Genomic DNA, 20,874 nt, shown 5'->3' on the forward strand with positions numbered 1-20,874 from the left:
CGCCGGTGAAGATGCCGTTGCGCTTCAACCCCACAAGGGTACGTCTGAATCGACGCGCGGGACGTGGTCCTGCAGCCCACAGCAATGGCTTCAACCCCACAAGGGTACGTCTGAATCCTGGAGGGAGATCGCCTCGACCACCATCACCGCCGGGCTTCAACCCCACAAGGGTACGTCTGAATCAAGCCCTCGTAGGTCGGGACCTCCGGCGAGTAGACGCTTCAACCCCACAAGGGTACGTCTGAATCCGTCCGTCGAGTCGGTGACCGTCGTGGTCCATCCGTCGCTTCAACCCCACAAGGGTACGTCTGAATCGCGAGGGGTCGTAGATGCCGGCGACCGTCTCGGTGCTTCAACCCCACAAGGGTACGTCTGAATCACGAACAGGTGATCACCACCACTGGCCGATACAGTGCGCTTCAACCCCACAAGGGTACGTCTGAATCTCTTGCTGCCGTCCGGGAAGAAGAGCTCGAGTGTGCTTCAACCCCACAAGGGTACGTCTGAATCCCGGTCCCGGCGGGGACGGTCACCATCGACTTTCGGCTTCAACCCCACAAGGGTACGTCTGAATCGCCCGCGCACGGTGAACTCGGCGACCGCGTCACCGCTTCAACCCCACAAGGGTACGTCTGAATCCCGGGCAGTGATCTCGCCGACTCGGAACCCGCGAGGCTTCAACCCCACAAGGGTACGTCTGAATCGCAGGGCCCGCTACGGCGGCGCTGACCTGCATGAGCTTCAACCCCACAAGGGTACGTCTGAATCCAGTCGCTCTACTGGGCCAACACGCGCAAGCAAGTGCTTCAACCCCACAAGGGTACGTCTGAATCGGCGCGAATGGGGCTGTCACCCCACCCCTCTATCCGCTTCAACCCCACAAGGGTACGTCTGAATCTCCGGGAGAGCAGTCTCGTGATGCGATTCGTCAGCCGCTTCAACCCCACAAGGGTACGTCTGAATCGGATCAGGATCGATGCGTTCGGATCGAGGCACTACCTGCTTCAACCCCACAAGGGTACGTCTGAATCTGCGCGATGATGTCGGTCGTCAGCTGGACGCCGTTGCTTCAACCCCACAAGGGTACGTCTGAATCCGAGACGATCGACTCCCTCGAGAGCGAGCTCGAGGAGCTTCAACCCCACAAGGGTACGTCTGAATCACCGTGTAGGTGTCGGCCTCCTCGTCGTGGGCGAGCTTCAACCCCACAAGGGTACGTCTGAATCACCGAGGAACACCCCGAGACGGGCGACTCCCCGGCGGCTTCAACCCCACAAGGGTACGTCTGAATCTCGAACGCTGCGGACTACCGCTACCGGACGCCGATCGCTTCAACCCCACAAGGGTACGTCTGAATCGAGTCACCGCCCTGACCGGCGTGGACATAGACGAGGGCTTCAACCCCACAAGGGTACGTCTGAATCTCCACGCCGCTGCTGACTTCCAGGGAGGCGACGCTCGCTTCAACCCCACAAGGGTACGTCTGAATCGACGGAGGGCGAGGCGAGCGACTCGACGATCCGGTCGCTTCAACCCCACAAGGGTACGTCTGAATCGGCGATTTGGTCGACATGGTTCTCGTAGGGACGAGAAGCTTCAACCCCACAAGGGTACGTCTGAATCGCCTAACCGCTGCGCTCCCGACGCCCCGCGTATGCACGCTTCAACCCCACAAGGGTACGTCTGAATCCGGATACATTTCCTCGTGGTCGACTGACGGTAGCGGGCTTCAACCCCACAAGGGTACGTCTGAATCGAAGCCAGCGAGAACGCCCCGACCACGATCAAGGGGCTTCAACCCCACAAGGGTACGTCTGAATCGAGGAGCGCACCATCACCGAACTGCGGCAGATGGACGCTTCAACCCCACAAGGGTACGTCTGAATCAGAGACTGGAAAACGCACCAGATGCAGCCTGGCTTTGCTTCAACCCCACAAGGGTACGTCTGAATCCAGGTGGCGACGCATACACTTGCCCAGACTGCGGGCTTCAACCCCACAAGGGTACGTCTGAATCGACTCTGTCGATACGGAGTGCGTCGATGCTCGAAGCGCTTCAACCCCACAAGGGTACGTCTGAATCCGTCGAGATAGAACGCCCCAACGAGGTTGCCAGACGCTTCAACCCCACAAGGGTACGTCTGAATCCATGGTGAATTGACCCACCATACAGCCTGACTGCCCCGTATTCACTTCACTATTTCCGTCGACCGCCAATACCCCCTGAACCCCCTGGGGGTCGAACTCGGCGGGCCGAGTCAGGTTGATGGCTGCCCGGAACCGCCGGCTACTTATCCGCTTCCGCCCCACCTACGCCCATGATCCAAGTCGGTGTAGTTGGCTATGGCACAATCGGCAAGCGCGTCGCCGACGCGGTCGTCGCACAGCGCGACATGGAGGTCGTGGGTGTCGCCAAGACCTCGCCCAACTTCGAGGCCGAAACCGCCGTCTCGAAGGGGTACGACCTCTACGCCGCCGTCGAGGAGCGCCGAGAGCTGTTCGACTCCGCGGGCATCCCCGTGGCGGGCGACCTCGACGACCTCGTGAGCACCGCGGACGTGATCGTCGACGCCACCCCCAGCGGCATCGGCGCCCAGAACAAGGCGACCTACGAGGCCCACGACACGCCCGCCATCTACCAGGGCGGCGAGGACGCCGAGGTGGCCGACACGTCGTTCAACGCCCGCGCGAACTACGAGGACGCGGTCGGTGCCGACCACGTCCGTGTCGTCTCCTGTAACACGACCGGGCTCTCGCGCCTGCTCGCGCCGCTGCGCGAGGAGTTCGGCGTCGACAAGGCCCGCGTCACCCTCGTCCGCCGCGGCGGCGACCCCGGCCAGACCGACCGCGGCCCCATCGACGACATCCTGCCCGACCCCATCTCGCTGCCGAGCCACCACGGCCCGGACGTGAAGACCATCTTCCCCGATATCGACATCGACACGCTGGGGCTGAAGGTGCCGGCGACGCTGATGCACATGCACTCGGTCAACGTCACCCTCGAGAGCGACGTCGACGCCGACGACGTCCGGGCGCTACTGGCCGAGGAGTCCCGCCTGTTCCTCGTGCCCGCCGCCGCGGGCATCGACGGTGCCGGGAAACTGAAACAGTTCGCGCTCGACTCCGGGCGCTCCCGTGGCGACATCTGGGAGAACTGCATCTGGGACGAGTCCATCGCCGTGCGCGGCGACGACCTCTACCTGTTCCAGGCGATCCACCAGGAGTCCGACGTGGTCGCCGAGAACGTCGACGCCATCCGGGCGATCACCGACGCCGCAGAGAAAGCAGAGAGTATCGCGACCACCGACGAGACCCTCGGGATGGGGCTCGGCCGGCGACTCGACTGAGAACCCGACCCGCTACGCTTCCGTTTTCGGCCGACAGTCCCGCAGCGTCTCGACCGCGATCAGTGGCTCGCCCGTGAGCGCGCGGATGTACGCGCCGCCGGCGATGGAGACGTGCGAGAACGCCGATTCGTCGAGGCCGTACATCTCGATGGCACGAGAGGTGTCGCCGCCGCCGATGACCGAGAAGCAGTCGGTGTCGGCGATGGCCTCCAGCACGCCCACCGTGCCGTCGGCGAACCGCTCGTCCTCGAACACGCCCAGTGCGCCCTTCACGAACACCGCTTCGCTGTCGGCGACGATGTCGCGGTAGGCGTCGACGGTGTCGCCCCCCACGTCGAGGAACGACGTGACCTTCTCCTCGACCTCCCAGAGGTCAACCTCCGAGCGCTCGCCGTAGGCGCCCTCGTAGGCCAGATCCAGCGGGAGGTGGATCTGGTCGCCGCGCTCGTCGAGCACCGCACGGATCGTCTCCTCGTTGCGCTCCCACTGCTCGTCGAAGCGGTTCGAGTCACCGACATCCCCGCCGACGGGGTGGCCCGCGGCGCGGAGGAACAGTTCGCCGGCGATACCGCCCAGACAGAACGCGTCGACCTTGTCGCCGATGGCGTCCATCACCTGAATCACGTCGGTGGCCTTGGTGCCGCCGACGGCCATCGTGACCGTGCCGTCGAACTCACGGGACGCGATGGCGGAGTTGGCCTCGTACTCCGTCTCCATCACGCGGCCGGCGTAGGCCGGCAGGACGTGCGGGAAGCCGACCAGCGAGGCGTGGCCGCGGTGGGCCGCCGAATAGGCGTCGTTGACGTAGGCGTCGGCGACGCCGGCGAGTCGCTGGACCAGTTCGGAGTCGGCGTGGTCGGCCGGGTCGCGGTCTGCGAGTTCGTCGTCGTGCATCCGGACGTTGTCGAGCAGCAGCACGTCGCCGGGGGCGGCGGCCTCGATAGCCGCGAGCGCCTCGTCGCCGCAGACGTCATCGACGAACTGTACGCTACCGTCGAGATGCGCTGCGAGGACCTCGGCGTGCTGGTCGAGGTGCGCGAAGTCGTCGCGGCCCGGGCGGCCCTGATGGGCCAGACAGACGACCCGGTGGCCGGCGTCGGCGAGTTCCGAGACGGTGCGGGCGTGGCGCTCGAACCGGCGGTTGTCCTGTACCGTGCCGTCCTCGATCGGTGAGTTGAGGTCGAGACGGACGAGCACCCGAGATTCCGAGAAGCGCTCGGCGAACGTATCGAGCGTCGCGAAAGAAGCCATCGTCGCGGCCTTGGTGCCTGTCGTACTTCAAACCGCCCGGTTCGGCGGCCGTCCGGGGATTCACCGGCACGCGGTCGCCACCGTCAGAAGGCTTTTTGCCGGCGCTAGTGTACCGACACCCATGCGTAGGGACGACCGCGAAGACCCGTTCGGCGACATCTTCGACGAGATCGAGCGGATGATGGGCGGTGACGCCCCCGAACAGGGCGGCACCGACAGCCACGTCGATGCCTTCGACGAGGGCGACGAGCTCCGGCTGGTCGCGGACCTCCCCGGCGCCACCAAGGAGGAGGTGTCGCTCCAGTGTGACGGCGAGACGCTCACTATCGAGGCCGGCGAGCACCGCGAGCGCGTCCGCCTCCCGACCCGCGTCGACGAACACTCCGCGCAGGCGACGTTCAACAACGGCGTGCTCGAAGTCCGCTTCGAAAAGCTCGACGACGCCGCCGACATCGACCTTTCCTGAATCCGCGGTCCGCTACCGGTCTGCCGTCTTCTCGATCAGGGCCGCCAGCCGGTCGTAAAAGTCCGGTTCGTACTTCGTCACGTCGTCGACGGTGGGCCGGGCGTTGGTCTCGTTGACCACCAGCCGATCCCCGGTTTCCAGCAGATCCACGCCGAGATAGTCGATTCCGAGCACCTCGGCAGCGCGCTCGGCGAGGTCCCGCGCCTCCGGCGGGAGCGAGATCCCCTCGGCGACGGCGCCGCGGTGGACGTTGTGTTTCCACTTGCCTGCCTCGGTCTCCTCCTCGGGTAGCCGGCGCTCGACAGCGCCGGCGTACTCGCCGTCGACGATCATCGCTCGGTAGTCCCGGGCGTCCGGGAGGTACTCCTGCAGGAGGTACGAGCGATCACCCGTCGCCCGGAAGTCGTGGACCAGATCGAGGTAGTCCGTCACGCCCAGTAGCGAGTCCGGGTCGCCGACGCGGGCGACGCCGACGCCGCGGGTGGTGGAGTTCGGCTTGATGACGATGGAGTCGGCGCCCTGCTGGAGGTTGGCGGCGGCCGCGGCGACGGCGTCGTCGTCAACGGGGTTCGAGACGAGCGCCGTGTCGGGGACGGGGATGTCGGCTTCCGAGAGCGCGGCGAGCACCCCCGCCTTGTTGCGAGAGGAGAGGATGGCCTCGCGGTCGTTGACCCACGGGACGCCGAGCGCGGCCGAGACGGCACCGCCCTCCATCAGTCGGGAGGGGAAGACGAGACCGATGTCGACGCTCGGGAGGTCCGGGTCCGAGAGCGAGAGCGTGCGCTCGCTGGCCTGGAGGGGGACGACCTCGATCCCGCGGTCGGCAAGGGGGTCGCGGATGCGCTCGTAGGTCTCTTGCTGGGTCGCGACGGCGAGGCGAAGCATCTATGAACCGATCTGGGGGTTCCGATGGGGTATAGTTTGGTAGTTGGTTTCCGTGGGGCTGGTTCGGACCGGCGGACCAGTAACAGCGAGAAAGCCCCTCTTGACTCCGCTCGGGGGACTCGCTGCGCTCCTCACTCCGCTGCGGTGCTTACGTCGTCCGCCTTCCCGGAGCCAAGAGCCCCTTTCAGCCCCACGCGAGACGCTTCGCGTCTCGCTGGCTCCCGTTCGCTTCGCTCACGGGAACACCCAACCGCATAGCTCACGCCCTCCCCAGCCGATTCGCTCACTTCGTTCGCTCATCCCTCGCGCTCGCCTCGCGCACGGAGGCGCGAGTGCTTCGCGCCCGATTGCGGTGGTAGCGTCGCCGTCGACGCGCGAGCGAGTCCAACGAGCGAGCGCCGACGGCGAGGGGGAGGAGTGGGGAGCCGGATACTTCGCCGGGCCTCGTGCCCGGCGCTGTGCCGTGGGTGGGACTGAAAGGGGCTGCCACTCTCGGCGAGCGAGACGACGCAAGCACCGCAGGAAGGAACGTAGTGACTGACGAGGAGCACAGCGAGTCGCAGCCGTCGAGAGTGGCAGGGGCTTTCTGGAGTTGTTAGGCCAACCCGCTGTTAAAAAAAAAGCGTCAACGGCACACTGCTTCAGCCAATCACCGAAAAACCCGAATCCGAGTCAGTCCGAGTAGTAGTACTCGCCGCTGCGCTTCTGCTCGCGGTCCTTCTGGCTCCCGGGCTTGTTGATCCGCGGGCGCCCCGTCCGCTCGTCGCGGCGGAACGTGATCCCCAGATCAGCGAGGAAGTCGTTCATCCCATCGCGCATCCCCTGGGGCGGTCGGGCCGTCCCGTGGTCCGCGGGTTCGCCGTCGAACACCATCAGGCGGTCCGACAGCAGGTCGATCATGTAGATGTCGTGGTCGATGACCATCGCCGTCGCGTCGTGGTTCTCGGTGTAGCGCCGGATCGCCGAGGTGGCCTGCACGCGCTGCTCCACGTCGAGGTGGGCGGAGGGTTCGTCGAGCAGGTAGAGGTCCGCGTCCTCCGAGAGGCAGGCCGCGATAGCGACGCGCTGGCGCTCCCCACCCGAAAGGTCGTCGAGGTTCTGCTCCATGATGGACTCAAGCTGGAGCGGCTGGGCGATCTCGGTGTTCCAGTACGACGAGCCGAACTCGTCGGTGATCGACGAGAGGAACGCGTCGACGCGCATCGGCTGGTCGATCTCGATGTACTGGGGCTTGTAGGCGATATCCAGTTCCGTGTCGATCTCCCCCTCGTCGGGTTCGAGCGCGCCGGTGAACATCTTCGCCAGCGTCGACTTCCCGATCCCGTTCGGGCCGACGACGCCCAGCACTTCCGACTCGTAGATGGTGCCACCCTCGACGTCGAGGGAGAACTCGCCCTCGCCGTAGGACTTGTGCATGTCCGGGTACTCGACCAGCGGCTGGCCTTTCGTGGCGCTGCGGGGCGCGTGCTCCTCGAACGTGATCGCCTCGGGCCGGATCCGCATGTTCTCGTTGTCGAGATAGCCCGAGAGATACTCGTTGACGCCGTTCCGGACGGATTTGGGGTCGGTGACGACACCGTAGGCCCCCGGCTCCCCGTAGGTGATGTGGAGCGTGTCCGCCAGCAGGTCGAGGATCGCGAGGTCGTGTTCGACGACGAGCATCGAGCGGTCGCCCGCCTCGGAGATCTCCTCGATCAGCCGCGCGGCGGTCATCCGCTGGCTGATGTCGAGATACGGCGTGATCTCGTCGAGGAAGTAGAAGTCGACGTCGCGGGCGAGCGTGGCCGCGAGCGCGACGCGCTGGAGCTCACCGCCCGAGATGGAGTCGATGTCCTGATCCAGCACCGGCCGGATCGAAAGCTCGTCGACGAGGTAGTCGAGTTCGCCGCGCTCGTCGGTCCGTTCGAGCAGTTCCCGAACCTTCCCGTCGAACTGCTTGGGGATCTGGTCGACGTACTGGGGCTTGCGCGCGACCTCGATGTCGCCGTCGATCAGCTGTTCGAGGTAGTTCTGTAGCTGGGTGCCGCGGTAGCGGTCGAGCACCGCGTCCCAGTCGGGTTCGTCCTCGTACTCGCCGAGGTTCGGCGTCATCTCGCCGGCCAGCGCGTGGACGGCGGTGGACTTCCCGATCCCGTTCGGGCCGAGGATGCCGGTCACGCTGCCCGGCTCGGGGGTGGGGAGCCCGTAGAGGGCGAACGCGTTGTCACCGTAGCGGTGGACCGGCTCCTGCTCGAGTTCCGAGGGGAGGTTGATGATCTCGATGGCGTCGAACGGGCACTTCTCGACACAGATCCCGCAGGACTCGCCGAGACAGATCTCCTCGGAGATGTGGATCTGGTCGGGGTCGCCCTCCTGAGCGTCGTCGCCCCGAAGCGTGATGCACTCCTTGCCCGTCCGGTTGGGCGGGCAGAAGTTCTGACACTCGTAGTTACACCGGTCGGGCTGGCAGCGATCCAGATCCACGACCGCGATACTGTCGCTGGACATCAGAAGGTCACTCCGGTCGAGAGCACAATCGTGGAGCTCAGGAACCAGAGCGCGAACGTCATGAACGCAACGTAGAGGTTGTCCTTCACCCCGAACTCGGAGACGTCCACGCCGATTGCGTAGAGGATCGGGTACTGGGCGATCACGAACGCCGCGACGGCCCCCAACTGTACCGTCGTGGACGGGTCGCTACCGATCACCGTCGTGCTCGTGACGGCGGCGGCGACGCCCGCCAGACAGGCGAGGGTCGTGACAGTCACCCCGCGGAGGTGGTCCGAAAGCCCGCGAGAACTCTCCGTAGCCATGCCGAAGACTCGGTGATGCGCCACCAAAAGGAGTTCGCTTGGGGGCGCCGGTCGCTGGTCCGCGTCACCAGTCCACGAAGATTTATACGCGTGGAGGTTTCGATTCGTAACGATGACCGATACTGATGGGGAGGCACTCGACGACCTCCCGCCAAGCGCCAAGCTCGTGTTCAAAGTACTCGAGTACGACGGGCCCCTCACCCAGAAGGGGATCGTCGAGGAGTCCATGCTCTCGGCGCGTACCGTCCGCTATGCACTCGAACGCCTGGAGGGGATCGGGATCGTCGACGAGGACGTCTACTTCGCCGACGCCCGGCAGAACCTCTACCAGCTGAACCCGCCCGAACCGGGACAGGCCGACGGCGGTGCGGAAGCCTGCTCCGGCCAGGCCGACTGATCGACGACTCGACTCGCCGGTCGCCGATTCAGCGGTAGCCGTCCGTCATCCGTTCGACGTACTTCGCCATCACGTCCACCTCCAGATGGACGGGATCGCCCGCTTCTTTCTCCGACAGCGTCGTGATCTCCCGAGTAGCCGGGATGATCGCGACCTCGAAGCTCCCCTCGTCGCGCGCGGCGACGGTGAGACTGATACCGTCGATGGCGATGGAGCCCTTCTCCACCACGTACTGGCTCATCTCGGCGGGTAGCGAGAACGCGTAGCGCCAGTCCTCGCCGACCTGCTCGATGGACTCGACGGTCGCCGTCGTGTCGACGTGGCCCTGCACGACGTGGCCGTCGAAGCGACCGTCAGCCGGCAGCGCGCGCTCGACGTTGACGGCGTCGCCGACCGCGAGGTCGCCCAGATACGTCTTCTCGACGGTCTCGGCCGCGAGGAACACCTCGAACCAGCCCGCCTCCGCGTCGTACTCCTCGACGGTCAGGCAGACGCCGCTGACGCTGATCGACTGGCCGTGGTGGAGGTCATCCAATCCCGACGCCGCGACGGTGAGTCGCCGGCCGTCCTCGTTTTCGCGTACGTCCGTGATCTCCCCAGTCCGCTCGACGATGCCGGTGAACACGCTCGGGGATCGGCGGCCGCGTCTCAAGAGCGTTTCCACTCTCGGATCCGTGATGCCGGGAGGGTTTAGGGCGCCGACCGCCTACCGACTCCCGATGCGACTGGGTCTCCTCGAGACGGTCGGCCTCGCGGCCAGCCTCGTGTTCGCCATCCCACTGGGGATCTACGCCGCTGAGCGACTACTCGGCGGTGAGACCCTCATCGGCGGCGCCTTTCTCGCGGTCGCGGTGCTGATGGTACTGCTCCCGAAGTACCTCACCACGCCCGGCGACCTGCCCGGAAAGGTCGCCGAGCGCGCGGTGGGCGGCGTCGTCGCCGACCCGGAGGACGAGGAGAAGTAGGTCGACGGCGCCGGCGCTCACGAGGCCGGAGCGAACAGACGGCGCGCCGCGTGCCACGAGGGGTGCGCCGTACTCCCGCCTCGACCCGGCTCACGGGTCGATAGCTCTCCCCGTTCGCCTTTTCGAGACTGTTTGCCGCTCCCTCCGTCGCGGGACCTTCGGTCCCGCACCGGTCGCGTTTCCCAGTCTCGCGTACCTCGCGGCCGGATTCAGACCACGGGCTGGCTGGTCGCGTTTTCGTTCAAAAAGTCGGGGGCGGTCCTTACTCCGACGCGACCGGTGTGAACCGCACTGGGTAGGTCGCCAGCCGTTCGTCGCCGTCCTCGGTGACGGCGACGAGGTCCTCGATCCGGACGCCGCCGGTGTCGGGGTCGTAGACGCCGGGTTCGATGGTGACGACGGTGCCTGCTTCGAGCGGCGCGTCCGCCCGCAGCGACGGCCCTTCGTGGAGGCTGACGCCGACGCCATGGCCGACGCCGTGGGTGAAGCCGACCTCAGACGAGTCGATCCGGAAGCCGTGAGCCGTGAGTTCCGCGGCGGCCTCTTCGTGGACCGTGCCGGCGGTGACGCCCGCCTCGACCGTCTCGAGGGCTTCCTCGTGGGCGGCTTCGACGGCGACGAACGCGCGGCGCTCCCAGCCGCCGTCGCTGCCGACGACGAACGTCCGGGTGAGGTCGCCGTAGTAGCCGTGCGGGCCGCGCGGCGAGATGTCGAGCAGTACCGTCTCGCCGGGCGCGATGTGGTCGATGCCGGTGAAGTGGAGATCGGCCGCACTGGGCCCGGCGCCGATGACGGTGTTGCCCGCGCTCCGGATCCCGTGGCGGGCCATCTCGGCGTCGACCTCGCGGCGGAGGCGCTCGGTCGTGAGCGGGTCGCCCTCGAACAGGAGGCCGTCGCCGTCCGGTTCCGCGGCCGCGAGAACGGCCTCCGCGCGGGCCATTCCGCGGCAGGTGACCGCCTGCACGCGGCGGAGGCAGGCGAGTTCGGCCTCGGTTTTGGTCAGGCGGGCGTCGGCGACGGCCGTCGTCGACGATAGCTCGTAGCCGGCGTCTTCGAGGTAGAGCGCCGCGTCGTGCGGGATGTTCGCGGGCGTGAGCACGGTCCTCGAGTCGTCGTCGCCTTTGTTCTCGGCGAGGTCGTCGAGCACGGCCGCCGCGCGGACGCCCGCGGGGTCGCCCTGATTCTCGGTTCGGACTTCGCGAGCGACGCCGTCGTCGGGCGCGGCGTCGACGAACTCCCGCTGTGCCTGCTCGTCGAACAGGCCGGGCGCGGTGAGGGCGGCGCGGTCGGGCGTGACGACGACGGCGTAGGCGCGGTCCGGGCCGCCGAACCGCGAGAGGTAGCGTAGATTGTCGTCGAACCGGTCGCCGACCGCGACGAAGCCGGCCGCGCCTGCGCTCTCGACGGCGTCGGCGATGGGCGAGAGATCCGTCGCCGGCGGGGAGGGGTGGTCCGGCGACACGGCCGGCGCGCCGGGGGCGAGATCCTGACTCATGCCTCCGGTTCGGGGGTCTCCAGGGACTCCTGGACCTCGGCGATCAGGTCGGCCGGGGGGTCCTCACGGAGTTCGTTAAACAGTACCACGCTGATCGGGAGCGTCGGCGCCCCCGTGACGAGGTTCTCCATGAGCACCAGGCGCTCCCGGGCACGGGACATCCCGACGTAGAACACGCGGCGCTCGTTGTCGGTGAGGATCGGCACCGGATCGGTACTCTTGGTGAACTCCTCGTCGCCGGGCGTCTCCAGTCCCTGCTGGTCGGCCTGCGCGGCCATCTGCTCGACCACCTTCTCGGTCAGGTCGGTCGCGAGGAACACGTGGTCGGCCTCACGACCCTTCGAGGAGTGGATGGTGCCGACACGGATGCGGTCGGGGTCCATTTCCTCGTAGTCGCCCTCGAAGTACGCCTTCATCGACTTGCGCTGGAACGAGGTGATCTTCCGGGCCATGTCCGCGGCGCTGCGGGGGTCGGGCATGAACGGCACTCGGTCCTCGACGGCGTCGGGCGCGATGGGGATCTCCGCGAGGTCCTCGCTCGAGGACTGCTCCTCGACGTCGTCGATGAGGTCGTAGAGGTCGTCACGCTCGCTGCCGCCGAACGCCGATTCCTGCAGGATGTCCGCGAGTCGGCGGGCCTGGAGCGCGGTCAGGCGCTCGCCCTGATCGATGGACTCGATGGCCCGCACGTAGTCAGTGAGTCGGTCGGTCCAGAGCCGCTGGTCCGTGAGCGAGGAGAACGGCATCCCCTCGTCGATGAACTCGTCGACGAAGTCGAACATCTGGTAGCGCGCACGGAACAGCAGCATGATGCTGCCGTCGCCGTCCTCGCCGGCGTCCTCACGCTCGATAGTGTGGCGGACGTTCCGGACGAGTTCGAGCATCGACGGCGACTCGGCGGCCTCGACGCGGCCGCCCTCCGTGCGCGGCCGCAGGTCCTTCTCCTGGCGTTTGTCGATGTGGCGGATCTCCTTGTTGACGACGTTGAGCACCCGCGAAGGGAGCCGGTAGGAGTTCGGGAGCACCACGTCGTCGTCGACGTCCTCGTCGAGCAGCAGGTCCGGGTCGGCGCCCTGCCACGCGTAGACGACCTGGTCGTCGTCGCCAGCGATGAGCGCCTTCTCCAGGTGGGGTTTCCACTCCTCGTAGACGCGGGACTGTAGGGTCGTGATGTCCTGAAACTCGTCGATGATGAGGTAGTCGACGTTCGGCAGGAGGGAGCGCTGGGCGACGCGTTCGAGCATGTCGGCGAAGCCGATGATACCGTGCTCGCCCTTGTAGTTGCGCCAGCCACGGATGGCCTCGGGCACGTCGAGGCGCTCGTCGTCGGACGGCCACGTCGGCGTGTACTTGTTCCCCTCCTGTGCGTTGGGGTCGATCTCCGGCGGGAGGCGGACCTCCTCGACGTCCCACTTGAACGGCACGTCGTACCAGTCGGCGACGTCGCGGTCGGTTCGCTGGAGCCACTGGGAGGTGGCGATCACCTTGTTCCCGAGCGTCGTCGACCGAGCGGTTCGCCGGCCGGCGCCGGATTTCTCGTCCTCGTACTCGACGCCGAAGTCCTCGCAGAACTCCTCCTTGTTGCTCTCGCCGACGACATCGCTCCGCGAGAGATCCAACAGTTCGTACGCTTTCGCGTGCATCGTACAGACGTTGCCCTGTAGCGCACGGGGGTTCGTGTCGAGTCGCTCGGCGAGGCGCTCGCGGATCTCGGCGGCGGCCGCTCGGGTGTAGGAGACTACCAGCACGTCCCGGACGGTCACGTCCGAGTCCGCCAGTAGCTCCTCTACCCGGTCGAGAAGCGCGGTCGTCTTCCCGCTCCCCGGCCCACCGAACAGGCGCGTCACGTGAGCGTCCGTGTCGGTCATTACAGGGCACAGGGCCCGGTCCACAATAAGGGAGTGGGTTCAGCGAACGGCTACCAGAAAGGATGACGGGTAGGGGGACGACGCGCGAGCGCTACGGCCGCCAACCGCAGACGGTACACTCCGCAGCGGTCGACTCGTGAAGACCGCCGCAGTCCGGACACTGTTTCTTGTTATAGGATTCCTCCCATTCCCGTGTCTCGTGTCCGTTGTCTTCGAGGAACTCGTCGAACAGTTCGTCGGCGGAGTGCTGCTCTGACGTCGCCATGCATGACACAGTATGGCACACGAGTAAGTAAGTCTTGTGCCTCCATGCCACACCCTATGGCGACTCCTGAATCTTCCCCACCTACCGCTTTCCCTCCAACACCTTCGCGGCCGTGAGAACGGGGTCCCACGTCGTGTTGAACGGCGGCGCGTACGCGAGGTCGTAGTTCGATAGCTCCCGCAGCGTGATCCCCTCCGTCACCGCCCCCACGAGCGCGTGACTGCGGTGGACAGCCCCCTCGCCGTACTCGGAGAGCAGACTGCCCCCGAGCACGCGGCCGGATTCCTGATCCGCCGTGAGCGTCACCTCCACCGTCCCACCCTCGGGGTAGTAGCCCGCGCGTGATCTCGCCTCGATGGTTTCGGTGATCGGATCGAACCCGGCCTCGCGGGCCTCCTCGTGGTCGAGCATCCCCGTCCGTGCGGCCTCGACCTCGAACGCCTTGACCGCGCTCGTCCCCGCGACGCCCCCGCCCTCGGTCGGCGTGCCGGCGACGGTGGCGCCGACGGCGCGGCCGTGGCGGTTGGCAGTCAGCGCCAACGGGACGTACGCCGGTTCGCCGGTCACGACGTGCTCGGCTTCCGCGCAGTCGCCGGCCGCGTACACGTCCGGCACGTTCGTCTCCCGGTAGGCGTCTGTCGCGATGGCGCCGGTAGGCCCGAGTTCGATGCCCGCGCCCTCGGCCAGTTCGGTTCGCGGGCGGACGCCGGTACCGACCAGCACCATCTCGACGGGGACGCGTTGGTCGTCGGTGACGACTGCGTCGACGACGTCATCGCCGGCGAGTTCCTCGACCTCCGCATCGAGATACACCGCGACGTCCTGCTCGGCGAGGTGTTCGGCGACCGTCTCGCTGGTCGCCTCGCTGAACGCCTTCAGGATCCGGTCGCCGCGCTGGAGCAGGTGGACCTCGAAGTCGTTGGCCGCCAGCGCCTCGGCCATCTCGATGCCGATGTAGCCGCCACCGACGATGCCGACGGGGCCGTTGCAGCTGTCGAGGAACTGGCAGGCCGGGCCGCTGTCTGACTGCTGGAGGTCGCCCTCCGAGCGGGCCCGGGCGACGTACTCCCGGAGCTCCTTCCCGTCTGACATGGAGCCCAGCGTGTAGACGCCCTCGCGGTCGAGGCCGTCGATGGGCGGCATCACCGGCGCTGCGCCGGTGGCGACGAGGAGGGAGTCGTACGCCTGCACCACGGTCCCTTCGTCGCTCTCGGCGGTCACCGTCTGTTCGTCCGGGTCGATGTCGACGACGTTGTGGCCCGTATGGAGGTCGATGTCGCGCTCCTCGCGGAACTGTTCGGGCGTGACCGAGACGAGATCCTGCAGCGACTGGATCTCCCCCTTGATGTAGTAAGGGAGCCCGCAGGCGCCGTAGGAGACCCACTCACCTCGCTCGAAGACGACCACGTCGAGATCCGGGTCGTCGCGTTTCGCCTTGCTCGCGGCGGACATCGCGGCAGCGTCGCCGCCGACGACCACGAAGGTGCTCATGGGCTCACGTGGGCCGGGACGCGAATAAAGGATCGTGCGGAAATCGGGTCCCGCGACGAATCGGGGCGGCGCGCCGTCGCCGCGGGGTTGTGAACCACCGTGTCGTCACGCGGAACGCTCCGGTCGACACTCCGTAGAAGGAAGCTTCTTAAGGCGTTCGGCGGTACGAGACGGGTATGGGACTGTTCGACCGACTCCGGGGCGAGAGCGCGCCTCGAGTCGTCTTTCTCGGTATCGACGGCGTGCCGTTCAGTCTGCTCGACGAGCATCCGGACGAGTTCCCCAACTTCGCCGCCCTCGCCGAGGACGGGAGCGCCGGCCCGATCGACAGCATCGTGCCGCCGGAGTCCAGCGCCTGTTGGCCCTCCCTGACGACGGGCGTCAACCCCGGCGAGACCGGGGTGTACGGCTTTCAGGACCGCGAGATCGGCACGTACGATACGTACGTCCCGATGGGCCGCGACGTGCAGGCCACGCGCCTCTGGGATCGCGTCGCCAACGACGGCCGCGACGCCACGGTGATGAACGTCCCCGTGACGTTCCCGCCCCAGCGTAACGTCCAGCGCATGGTGTCTGGCTTCCTCTCACCCAGCGTCGAGAAGGCCGCCTACCCCGACGAACTCCGCGAGTATCTGGAGTCCATCGACTACAAGATCGACGCCGACGTGAAGCAGGGCCACGAGGAGGACAAGTCGCCGTTCATGGCCGACGCCCACGCGACGCTCGACAAGCGATACGAGGCGTTCACCCACTACCTCGATCAGGACGACTGGGACCTCTTTTTCGGCGTGTTCATGACGACCGACCGAGTGAACCACTTCCTGTTCAAGGACTACGAGCGCGACGGCCCGAACAAGGAAGCGTTCATGGACTTCTACCGACAGCTCGACGAGTACATCGGGAAGATCCGCGAGAACCTCGCGGACGACGTGACGCTGCTCGTCGCCTCCGACCACGGGTTCACCAGCCTCGACTACGAGGTCCACCTCAACGAGTGGCTCGAACAGGAGGGCTGGCTCTCCTACGAGGACGAGGGCCACGAGGAACTCGGCGACATCAGCGACGACACGCGTGCATACTCGCTGATCCCCGGTCGGTTCTACATCAACCTCGAGGACCGCGAACCCCGCGGTGCGGTGCCGCAGGACGAGTACGAGGACGTCCGCGCGGAACTGAAGGAGGAACTCGAAGCGCTCGAAGGCCCTGACGGCCGGAAAGTCTGTGAGCGCGTCGTCGTCAAGGAGGAGGCGTTCCGCGGCGACCACGACGACATCGCGCCGGATCTGGTGGCCATCCCGAACCACGGCTTCGACCTGAAGGCGGGCTTCACCGGCGGCGCCGACGTGTTCGCCGACGGCCCACGCAACGGGATGCACAGCTTCGACAACGCCTCGCTGTTCATCGACACCCCCGATGCCGATATCGAGGACAGCGACCTGCTCGACATCGCGCCGACGATTCTGGACCTGATGGAGCTTGACTTCTCCCGCACGGAGTTCGACGGCGCGAGTCTGGTTCGGAACTGAGTTTTCTGGGTGGTTTTGGGCTGGGCTTTCGAGTTGTGGGAGTGTTTTGGCGTTGACGGCAGCAACAGCATCTCGTTCGTTGGCCACTTGCTGACCACAACCGCGCCGGCGGTGGCGCCTCCGTGCGCGTCATCAGAAATCGAAGATTTCTGATTGGCAGACGAGAGCGAAGCTCTCGTCGACGACCCGAGCGCGAGGGTCCCGCGAGCGGGGCGGGACCGAAGGCTCCGCTGGCAGGGAGGAGCGAAGCCCCTCGGGCAACCGAAAGCCAGCGGCTTTCGGTGACAGCCGGCGGCGACGCCGCCGGCGACGAAGCGAGCTGGGACCACGAGGGAGTGATACGAGAGGCGCTCCGCGCCTCTCGGCATCGCCAGAAGGCAGCGCCTTCTGGCTAGCAGCCGAGAATCTCCGATTCTCGGCGACATGACGAGAGAGCTGTGCTCTCTCGAACCACTTGCTCCCTCGGAGGATGAAGGAGCGAAGCGACTGAATCGGCTGGGGAGGCTGTGGCCGCGGTGCGGGGTGGTGCGGCCACAAGTGTCCTTGGGAACTCCGCGGTGCTGTTCGCGGTAGCTGCTGTCAACGCCTCCCTCAATACCCAAAAGGCATCGGCAGCGAAATCTCCCGAACCGATCTCGACTACTAACTGTCCGAAAGCGGCATAGCCCTGCCCCCACACCCACCCCCATGGAGTACGAGGAGCCCAAATTCTTCCACGTGATGGGCTACGTCGGCGACGCCGATCACGACGTGATCGACATGGTCAGCGGCAACCCCGACTGGGAGCCCCCACAGGCGCTCCGGGACGGCCTCAAGGAGTACGCCGAGTTCGAGTCCGACCGCTTCCAGTACCCGCCCAGCGACGGGACGGCCGAACTGAAAGCCGAAATCGCCGAGCGCCGGGGCGTCGACCCCGCGCAGGTCGTCGTCACCAACGGCACCGGCGAGGCGAACTACCTCGGGATGGCTGCCGCGCTGGAGCGCGATATCGGTGACGAAGTGCTGCTCACGGATCCGGTCTACCCCTACTACCCGGGGAAGACGAAGATCCTCGGCGGCGAGGCGACGTTCGTTCCCGCCAACCGCGACGGCAGCATCGACGTCGACGCCTACCGCGAGGCGATCAGCGACGAAACCGGGCTGGTGGTGCTAAACACGCCGAACAACCCCACCGGCGCGGTGTACGAGCACGCAAAAGTCGCGGAGATCGTCCGCCTCTGTGAGGACCACGACGCGGTCGTCGTCGTCGACGAGGTGTACGACCACTTCGACCTCTCCGGGGAGTTCGAGTCCGCGCTCACCATCGACTCCGAGCACCGCATCGTCACCTCCGGCTTCTCGAAATCGCTCGCCATCACGGGGTTCCGCGTGGGCTACGCCATCTTCCCCGAGTGGCTCGCCGAGAACGCGAAGGCCCGGCACATGCTGGTCAACGTCGCCACCACCCGGCCGGGCCAGCACGCCGTCCTCCGGGGGCTGGAGGGCGCCGACGCCGCCTACTACGAGGCTGCCCGGGAGCTGATCCGCGAGCGCGTGGACACGTTCACCGACGCCCTCGACGCCGCGGGCGCGGAGTACACCCGCCCGGATGGCGCGTTCTACGTGATGGCGCGCTTCGACGGCTACCCGGGGACGATGGCGAACGTCGAGCGCCTCATCGACGAGGCGGGCGTCGCCGGGATGCCCGGCGAGGGCTTCGGCGACGCCTACGACGACTGGCTCCGGTTCGCGCTGGTGACACCACGCGTCAAGGAGGCTGCCGAGCGGCTAACCGAGTTCTTCGCGTAGCCCAATAAATCAGTTATCGCGATATCGAATTCGGTATTCAGTCGACAAGGCGGCCGGCGATCGGAACTCCCGCCGTGAGCGGCATCGCCACAGTCTCGGCGTTCACAGCGTCGGCCCAGGACTGGTAGGCCCCGCGGTCGGGGAACGCCTTCACGTACGGACAGATCGCCCCATACGCCTCGCGGGCGGTGGGTTTGTCGCCTGCCGTCGCCGCACCCGTTTCGATACCGAACGAAACGACTGCCGTCGACGGCGTCGGGTCGATGTCGTGACCCGTCGAACGAGCCCCGACGACATCGCCGCTGGGGCTCTCCGTCCCAATATCGACCACACCGTCCCTGAGTCGGGCGAGCGCAACGGCGTCGTAGAAACACTGGAAGTGGTAGGTCTCACCGTCGAGCACGGCCCAGTGTGGGGTTTGCTCGTCGGCGTGACAGAGCATCTCGGCGTCGATCACCCCGCCGTTAGCCGCACGCAGGGCCGCAACCCATTCTTCGAGCGTCGCTAGGTCGCGATCGAGAAACCGACTCATTTCGGTACGGAACGCCGCAGGGAGTTCGGCTTCGAGCACGCGCTGCCCACCTAGCCATCGTTCGTCCTGCTCACTGTTCCCCTCTTGATCGGAGCGTTCGGAACTCATGCACCTATACTTTCGTTAGCGAAGTACTTATGCTGTCAACTCCCAATCATTGAACCGACTTCGGGTGATCGAAGCCATGTCCCAACAGCCACGACCCGACGCGCCGGAGTGTTACTGCCGACTCGAGGGGGTCATCGACCTGCTCAGCCGGAAGTACGCGATGCAGATCGTCTGTGTCGTCGACCATCTCGGCACTGCCAGATACGGTGAACTGGAGTCGGCGTTCGGTGGCGACGTGAGCAGTTCGACGCTCTCCGCCCGCCTCGACGACCTCGTCTCGGCGGACCTACTCGAACGGGAGCAGTACGACGAGATCCCACCCCGGGTCGAGTACACGCTAACCGGAGACGGAGAATCCCTCGCCGAACGCCTCGAACCGCTCCTCCGGTAGGCGGAGGGCCGAGAGGACTGACGAGACGCGTCCGATTCCACCGACTGCAGAGTGCCCCGACCCTGGTCGGGAGCGCGTAACGCTCAAGCGCCCCGCCCGAGAACGCCCCGCCGTGTCGACCCGCGAGGCGAAGAAGGAACTCGGCCTCGAACTGCTCGCGCATCTGGAAGAGGAGGAGCTATCGCTGGCCGAGACCATCGACCGACTGGAGGCGGTCACCACCAGCCCCTCGCTCACCCGCGAAATCCTCGACGACGCCGAGAAGCGCGGGCTGATCGAGCGCGAGGACGGCCGCCTGCGCACCCGCACGGGCGGGACGTTCGTGCGCATGGGCAGCGACGTGGTCCAGCGGGAGGGCGACTACGACTGCCGACGCTGTGGCGCGAACATCTCGACGGGGCACTTCGTGCAGTTCGAGAGCGGCGAGTTGGGGCCCTTTGGCCCCTCCTGCGTGCGGAAAATTCTGGGTCGGGAGTAGCTACCGCTGGGCGTCGATGGATCGGGGAAAAGCAGCAAAACGCCGTACCGGAGTTACCAGGCCGACCAGGCGCTGGACTTCTCGTCGCGGCCGAAGACGCGCTTGACGTCCTTCGCGAACGCGAGGTCGCCCTCGTGGTCGAGTTTCTTGTGCCGGTAGTCGTCGGCGACGGCGTCCCGGAGCTGGAGGCTGTCGACCTCGAACTCGTCATCGCCGAGCTCGTAGGTCTTGCCGACGATGAACTCGAAGTCCCCCGGCAGGAACGCCTTCGTGCTGCGGGACTGCTCGTTGCGGCCGTCACCCTCCTTGGGGTGGATGGTGATGTTGACGCCGACGTTGTCGACGACGCGGGTCCAGACCGTCTGGACCTCCTCCATCTCGGCCTGCTCGGTCCGGCGCTCCGGCCCGATTTCGATACTGGTGACTTCCACCTGCTGGATCGCCTCGGTCGTCTCGACGACGAACTCGTCGCCGGCCTCGATGGACTCGTCGGCGACGGCGTTCAGCGTCGTCTTGTAGGCGTCGCCGTCCTGGGAGACCACCACGTCGACGGTGACCTCGTCGGGCGTCTCGATCTTCTCTTTGTGGACGTGGCCACAGTCCGTACATCGAACCGTCGTCTGCCCGCCCGGGCTCAGAACCTCGTGGACCATTTCCTCGTGGGGCGAACACGAGGGGCAAGGAAGCGGCAGGCGTTCTGCGGACTCGCTCATACCTCCGATTGCCGTTCGGGCGGTTTAAACCCGCGTTTTCGCGGGGCGCCGTGACACGGGGGAGCGCGGCAGGGCAACGGGAGAATCGGCGGGAACGAGGCGCGGCGGGAAGCCAG

Annotated in this window: 19 protein-coding genes and 1 CRISPR repeat array (1 of these 20 cut by a window edge); of the genes, 8 read left to right on the forward strand and 11 right to left on the reverse strand. The window is 66.5% G+C overall.

Annotation, left to right across the window (positions count from 1 at the left end; all coding sequences use genetic code 11):
- Nucleotides 1–2,148: direct repeats of the CRISPR family, unit length 30 nt; unit sequence GCTTCAACCCCACAAGGGTACGTCTGAATC; it begins 1,092 nt to the left of the window's first position.
- A 170-nt stretch (nt 2,149–2,318) separates the two neighbouring features.
- The gene (locus J2753_RS01180; RefSeq protein ID WP_209489644.1) at nt 2,319–3,347 is read left to right on the forward strand and encodes a type II glyceraldehyde-3-phosphate dehydrogenase; all 1,029 of its coding nucleotides are present in this window, start codon (nt 2,319–2,321) and stop codon (nt 3,345–3,347) included.
- A 12-nt stretch (nt 3,348–3,359) separates the two neighbouring features.
- Here J2753_RS01180 and J2753_RS01185 read toward each other — a convergent pair whose 3' ends face one another.
- Entirely contained in the window at nt 3,360–4,598 is a 1,239-nt protein-coding gene (locus J2753_RS01185) for a phosphoglycerate kinase (protein WP_209489646.1), read from the reverse strand.
- Nucleotides 4,599–4,719: 121 nt separating this feature from the next.
- Here J2753_RS01185 and J2753_RS01190 point away from each other — a divergent pair, with 121 nt between their 5' ends.
- Complete coding sequence (locus J2753_RS01190) at nt 4,720–5,064, forward strand: Hsp20/alpha crystallin family protein (RefSeq protein ID WP_209489648.1); 345 nt, start codon at nt 4,720–4,722, stop codon at nt 5,062–5,064.
- Between the two features lie 12 nt (nt 5,065–5,076).
- Here J2753_RS01190 and J2753_RS01195 read toward each other — a convergent pair whose 3' ends face one another.
- From J2753_RS01195 to J2753_RS01205, 3 genes are all read right to left on the reverse strand, one after another.
- Nucleotides 5,077–5,949: an ATP-grasp domain-containing protein gene (locus tag J2753_RS01195; RefSeq protein ID WP_209489650.1), complete on the reverse strand. Its 873-nt coding sequence runs from the start codon at nt 5,947–5,949 to the stop codon at nt 5,077–5,079.
- A gap of 672 nt (nt 5,950–6,621) precedes the next feature.
- Nucleotides 6,622–8,436 carry a ribosome biogenesis/translation initiation ATPase RLI gene (locus J2753_RS01200; RefSeq protein WP_209489652.1) on the reverse strand — a complete coding sequence of 605 codons (1,815 nt, stop codon included), beginning with the start codon at nt 8,434–8,436 and terminating at the stop codon, nt 6,622–6,624.
- A complete protein-coding gene (locus J2753_RS01205; RefSeq protein WP_209489654.1) occupies nt 8,436–8,741 on the reverse strand; it encodes an EMC6-like membrane protein in 306 nt (101 codons plus the stop codon). Before J2753_RS01205 ends, J2753_RS01200 begins: the two co-directional genes overlap by 1 nt.
- Before the next feature lie 112 nt (nt 8,742–8,853).
- On the opposite strand from J2753_RS01205, the gene J2753_RS01210 reads away from it, so the two are divergent.
- Entirely contained in the window at nt 8,854–9,138 is a 285-nt protein-coding gene (locus J2753_RS01210) for an ArsR family transcriptional regulator (protein WP_209489656.1), read from the forward strand.
- 28 nt (nt 9,139–9,166) lie between these two features.
- Here J2753_RS01210 and J2753_RS01215 read toward each other — a convergent pair whose 3' ends face one another.
- A complete protein-coding gene (locus J2753_RS01215) occupies nt 9,167–9,763 on the reverse strand; it encodes a riboflavin synthase (protein WP_209489658.1) in 597 nt (198 codons plus the stop codon).
- A 94-nt stretch (nt 9,764–9,857) separates the two neighbouring features.
- Between J2753_RS01215 and J2753_RS01220 the strand changes: the two genes are divergently transcribed.
- The gene (locus J2753_RS01220) at nt 9,858–10,103 is read left to right on the forward strand and encodes a DUF7533 family protein (protein ID WP_209489660.1); all 246 of its coding nucleotides are present in this window, start codon (nt 9,858–9,860) and stop codon (nt 10,101–10,103) included.
- 262 nt (nt 10,104–10,365) lie between these two features.
- On the opposite strand, the gene J2753_RS01225 is transcribed toward J2753_RS01220, so the two are convergent.
- The 4 genes from J2753_RS01225 to J2753_RS01240 form a co-directional block, all read right to left on the reverse strand.
- Nucleotides 10,366–11,598 carry a M24 family metallopeptidase gene (locus J2753_RS01225; RefSeq protein WP_209489662.1) on the reverse strand — a complete coding sequence of 411 codons (1,233 nt, stop codon included), beginning with the start codon at nt 11,596–11,598 and terminating at the stop codon, nt 10,366–10,368.
- Nucleotides 11,595–13,466 (reverse strand): UvrD-helicase domain-containing protein, encoded by a 1,872-nt coding sequence (locus J2753_RS01230; protein ID WP_209489664.1) that lies wholly within the window; start codon nt 13,464–13,466, stop codon nt 11,595–11,597. The genes J2753_RS01225 and J2753_RS01230 overlap by 4 nt, the downstream gene beginning before the upstream one ends.
- 91 nt (nt 13,467–13,557) lie before the next feature.
- Nucleotides 13,558–13,731, reverse strand: a complete 174-nt coding sequence (locus tag J2753_RS01235) for an HVO_0416 family zinc finger protein (protein ID WP_209489666.1) — start codon at nt 13,729–13,731, stop codon at nt 13,558–13,560.
- Between the two features lie 81 nt (nt 13,732–13,812).
- Complete coding sequence (locus J2753_RS01240; protein WP_209489668.1) at nt 13,813–15,222, reverse strand: FAD-dependent oxidoreductase; 1,410 nt, start codon at nt 15,220–15,222, stop codon at nt 13,813–13,815.
- Nucleotides 15,223–15,398: 176 nt separating this feature from the next.
- Here J2753_RS01240 and J2753_RS01245 point away from each other — a divergent pair, with 176 nt between their 5' ends.
- Nucleotides 15,399–16,748 carry an alkaline phosphatase family protein gene (locus J2753_RS01245; protein ID WP_209489670.1) on the forward strand — a complete coding sequence of 450 codons (1,350 nt, stop codon included), beginning with the start codon at nt 15,399–15,401 and terminating at the stop codon, nt 16,746–16,748.
- A gap of 687 nt (nt 16,749–17,435) precedes the next feature.
- Complete coding sequence (locus J2753_RS01250; RefSeq protein ID WP_209489672.1) at nt 17,436–18,536, forward strand: pyridoxal phosphate-dependent aminotransferase; 1,101 nt, start codon at nt 17,436–17,438, stop codon at nt 18,534–18,536.
- 37 nt (nt 18,537–18,573) lie between these two features.
- Here the strand turns inward: J2753_RS01250 and merB are convergent, their stop codons facing one another.
- A complete protein-coding gene (merB, locus tag J2753_RS01255) occupies nt 18,574–19,176 on the reverse strand; it encodes an organomercurial lyase (RefSeq protein ID WP_209489674.1) in 603 nt (200 codons plus the stop codon).
- Nucleotides 19,177–19,252: 76 nt separating this feature from the next.
- Here merB and J2753_RS01260 point away from each other — a divergent pair, with 76 nt between their 5' ends.
- Both J2753_RS01260 and J2753_RS01265 read left to right on the forward strand, forming a co-directional pair.
- Nucleotides 19,253–19,567 (forward strand): winged helix-turn-helix transcriptional regulator, encoded by a 315-nt coding sequence (locus tag J2753_RS01260; protein ID WP_245334406.1) that lies wholly within the window; start codon nt 19,253–19,255, stop codon nt 19,565–19,567.
- Nucleotides 19,568–19,679: 112 nt separating this feature from the next.
- Nucleotides 19,680–20,045, forward strand: a complete 366-nt coding sequence (locus J2753_RS01265) for a DUF5830 family protein (RefSeq protein ID WP_209489675.1) — start codon at nt 19,680–19,682, stop codon at nt 20,043–20,045.
- A gap of 53 nt (nt 20,046–20,098) precedes the next feature.
- Here J2753_RS01265 and J2753_RS01270 read toward each other — a convergent pair whose 3' ends face one another.
- The gene (locus J2753_RS01270; protein ID WP_209489677.1) at nt 20,099–20,758 is read right to left on the reverse strand and encodes an HVO_0476 family zinc finger protein; all 660 of its coding nucleotides are present in this window, start codon (nt 20,756–20,758) and stop codon (nt 20,099–20,101) included.
- Between the last annotated feature and the right edge of the window lie 116 nt (nt 20,759–20,874).

This window comes from Halolamina salifodinae, assembly GCF_017874235.1.
Classification (GTDB): Archaea; Halobacteriota; Halobacteria; order Halobacteriales; family Haloferacaceae; genus Halolamina; species Halolamina salifodinae.

Excerpts from the sequence above, each read along its gene's own strand:
- J2753_RS01180 (WP_209489644.1), top strand. The coding sequence starts at position 2,319 with ATGATCCAAGTCGGTGTAGTTGGCTATGGCACAATCGGCAAGCGCGTC.
- J2753_RS01185 (WP_209489646.1), bottom strand. The coding sequence starts at position 4,598 with ATGGCTTCTTTCGCGACGCTCGATACGTTCGCCGAGCGCTTCTCGGAA.
- J2753_RS01190 (WP_209489648.1), top strand. The coding sequence starts at position 4,720 with ATGCGTAGGGACGACCGCGAAGACCCGTTCGGCGACATCTTCGACGAG.
- J2753_RS01195 (WP_209489650.1), bottom strand. The coding sequence starts at position 5,949 with ATGCTTCGCCTCGCCGTCGCGACCCAGCAAGAGACCTACGAGCGCATC.
- J2753_RS01200 (WP_209489652.1), bottom strand. The coding sequence starts at position 8,436 with ATGTCCAGCGACAGTATCGCGGTCGTGGATCTGGATCGCTGCCAGCCC.
- J2753_RS01205 (WP_209489654.1), bottom strand. The coding sequence starts at position 8,741 with ATGGCTACGGAGAGTTCTCGCGGGCTTTCGGACCACCTCCGCGGGGTG.
- J2753_RS01210 (WP_209489656.1), top strand. The coding sequence starts at position 8,854 with ATGACCGATACTGATGGGGAGGCACTCGACGACCTCCCGCCAAGCGCC.
- J2753_RS01220 (WP_209489660.1), top strand. The coding sequence starts at position 9,858 with ATGCGACTGGGTCTCCTCGAGACGGTCGGCCTCGCGGCCAGCCTCGTG.
- J2753_RS01225 (WP_209489662.1), bottom strand. The coding sequence starts at position 11,598 with ATGAGTCAGGATCTCGCCCCCGGCGCGCCGGCCGTGTCGCCGGACCAC.
- J2753_RS01230 (WP_209489664.1), bottom strand. The coding sequence starts at position 13,466 with ATGACCGACACGGACGCTCACGTGACGCGCCTGTTCGGTGGGCCGGGG.
- J2753_RS01235 (WP_209489666.1), bottom strand. The coding sequence starts at position 13,731 with ATGGCGACGTCAGAGCAGCACTCCGCCGACGAACTGTTCGACGAGTTC.
- J2753_RS01240 (WP_209489668.1), bottom strand. The coding sequence starts at position 15,222 with ATGAGCACCTTCGTGGTCGTCGGCGGCGACGCTGCCGCGATGTCCGCC.
- J2753_RS01245 (WP_209489670.1), top strand. The coding sequence starts at position 15,399 with ATGGGACTGTTCGACCGACTCCGGGGCGAGAGCGCGCCTCGAGTCGTC.
- J2753_RS01250 (WP_209489672.1), top strand. The coding sequence starts at position 17,436 with ATGGAGTACGAGGAGCCCAAATTCTTCCACGTGATGGGCTACGTCGGC.
- merB (WP_209489674.1), bottom strand. The coding sequence starts at position 19,176 with ATGAGTTCCGAACGCTCCGATCAAGAGGGGAACAGTGAGCAGGACGAA.
- J2753_RS01260 (WP_245334406.1), top strand. The coding sequence starts at position 19,253 with ATGTCCCAACAGCCACGACCCGACGCGCCGGAGTGTTACTGCCGACTC.
- J2753_RS01270 (WP_209489677.1), bottom strand. The coding sequence starts at position 20,758 with ATGAGCGAGTCCGCAGAACGCCTGCCGCTTCCTTGCCCCTCGTGTTCG.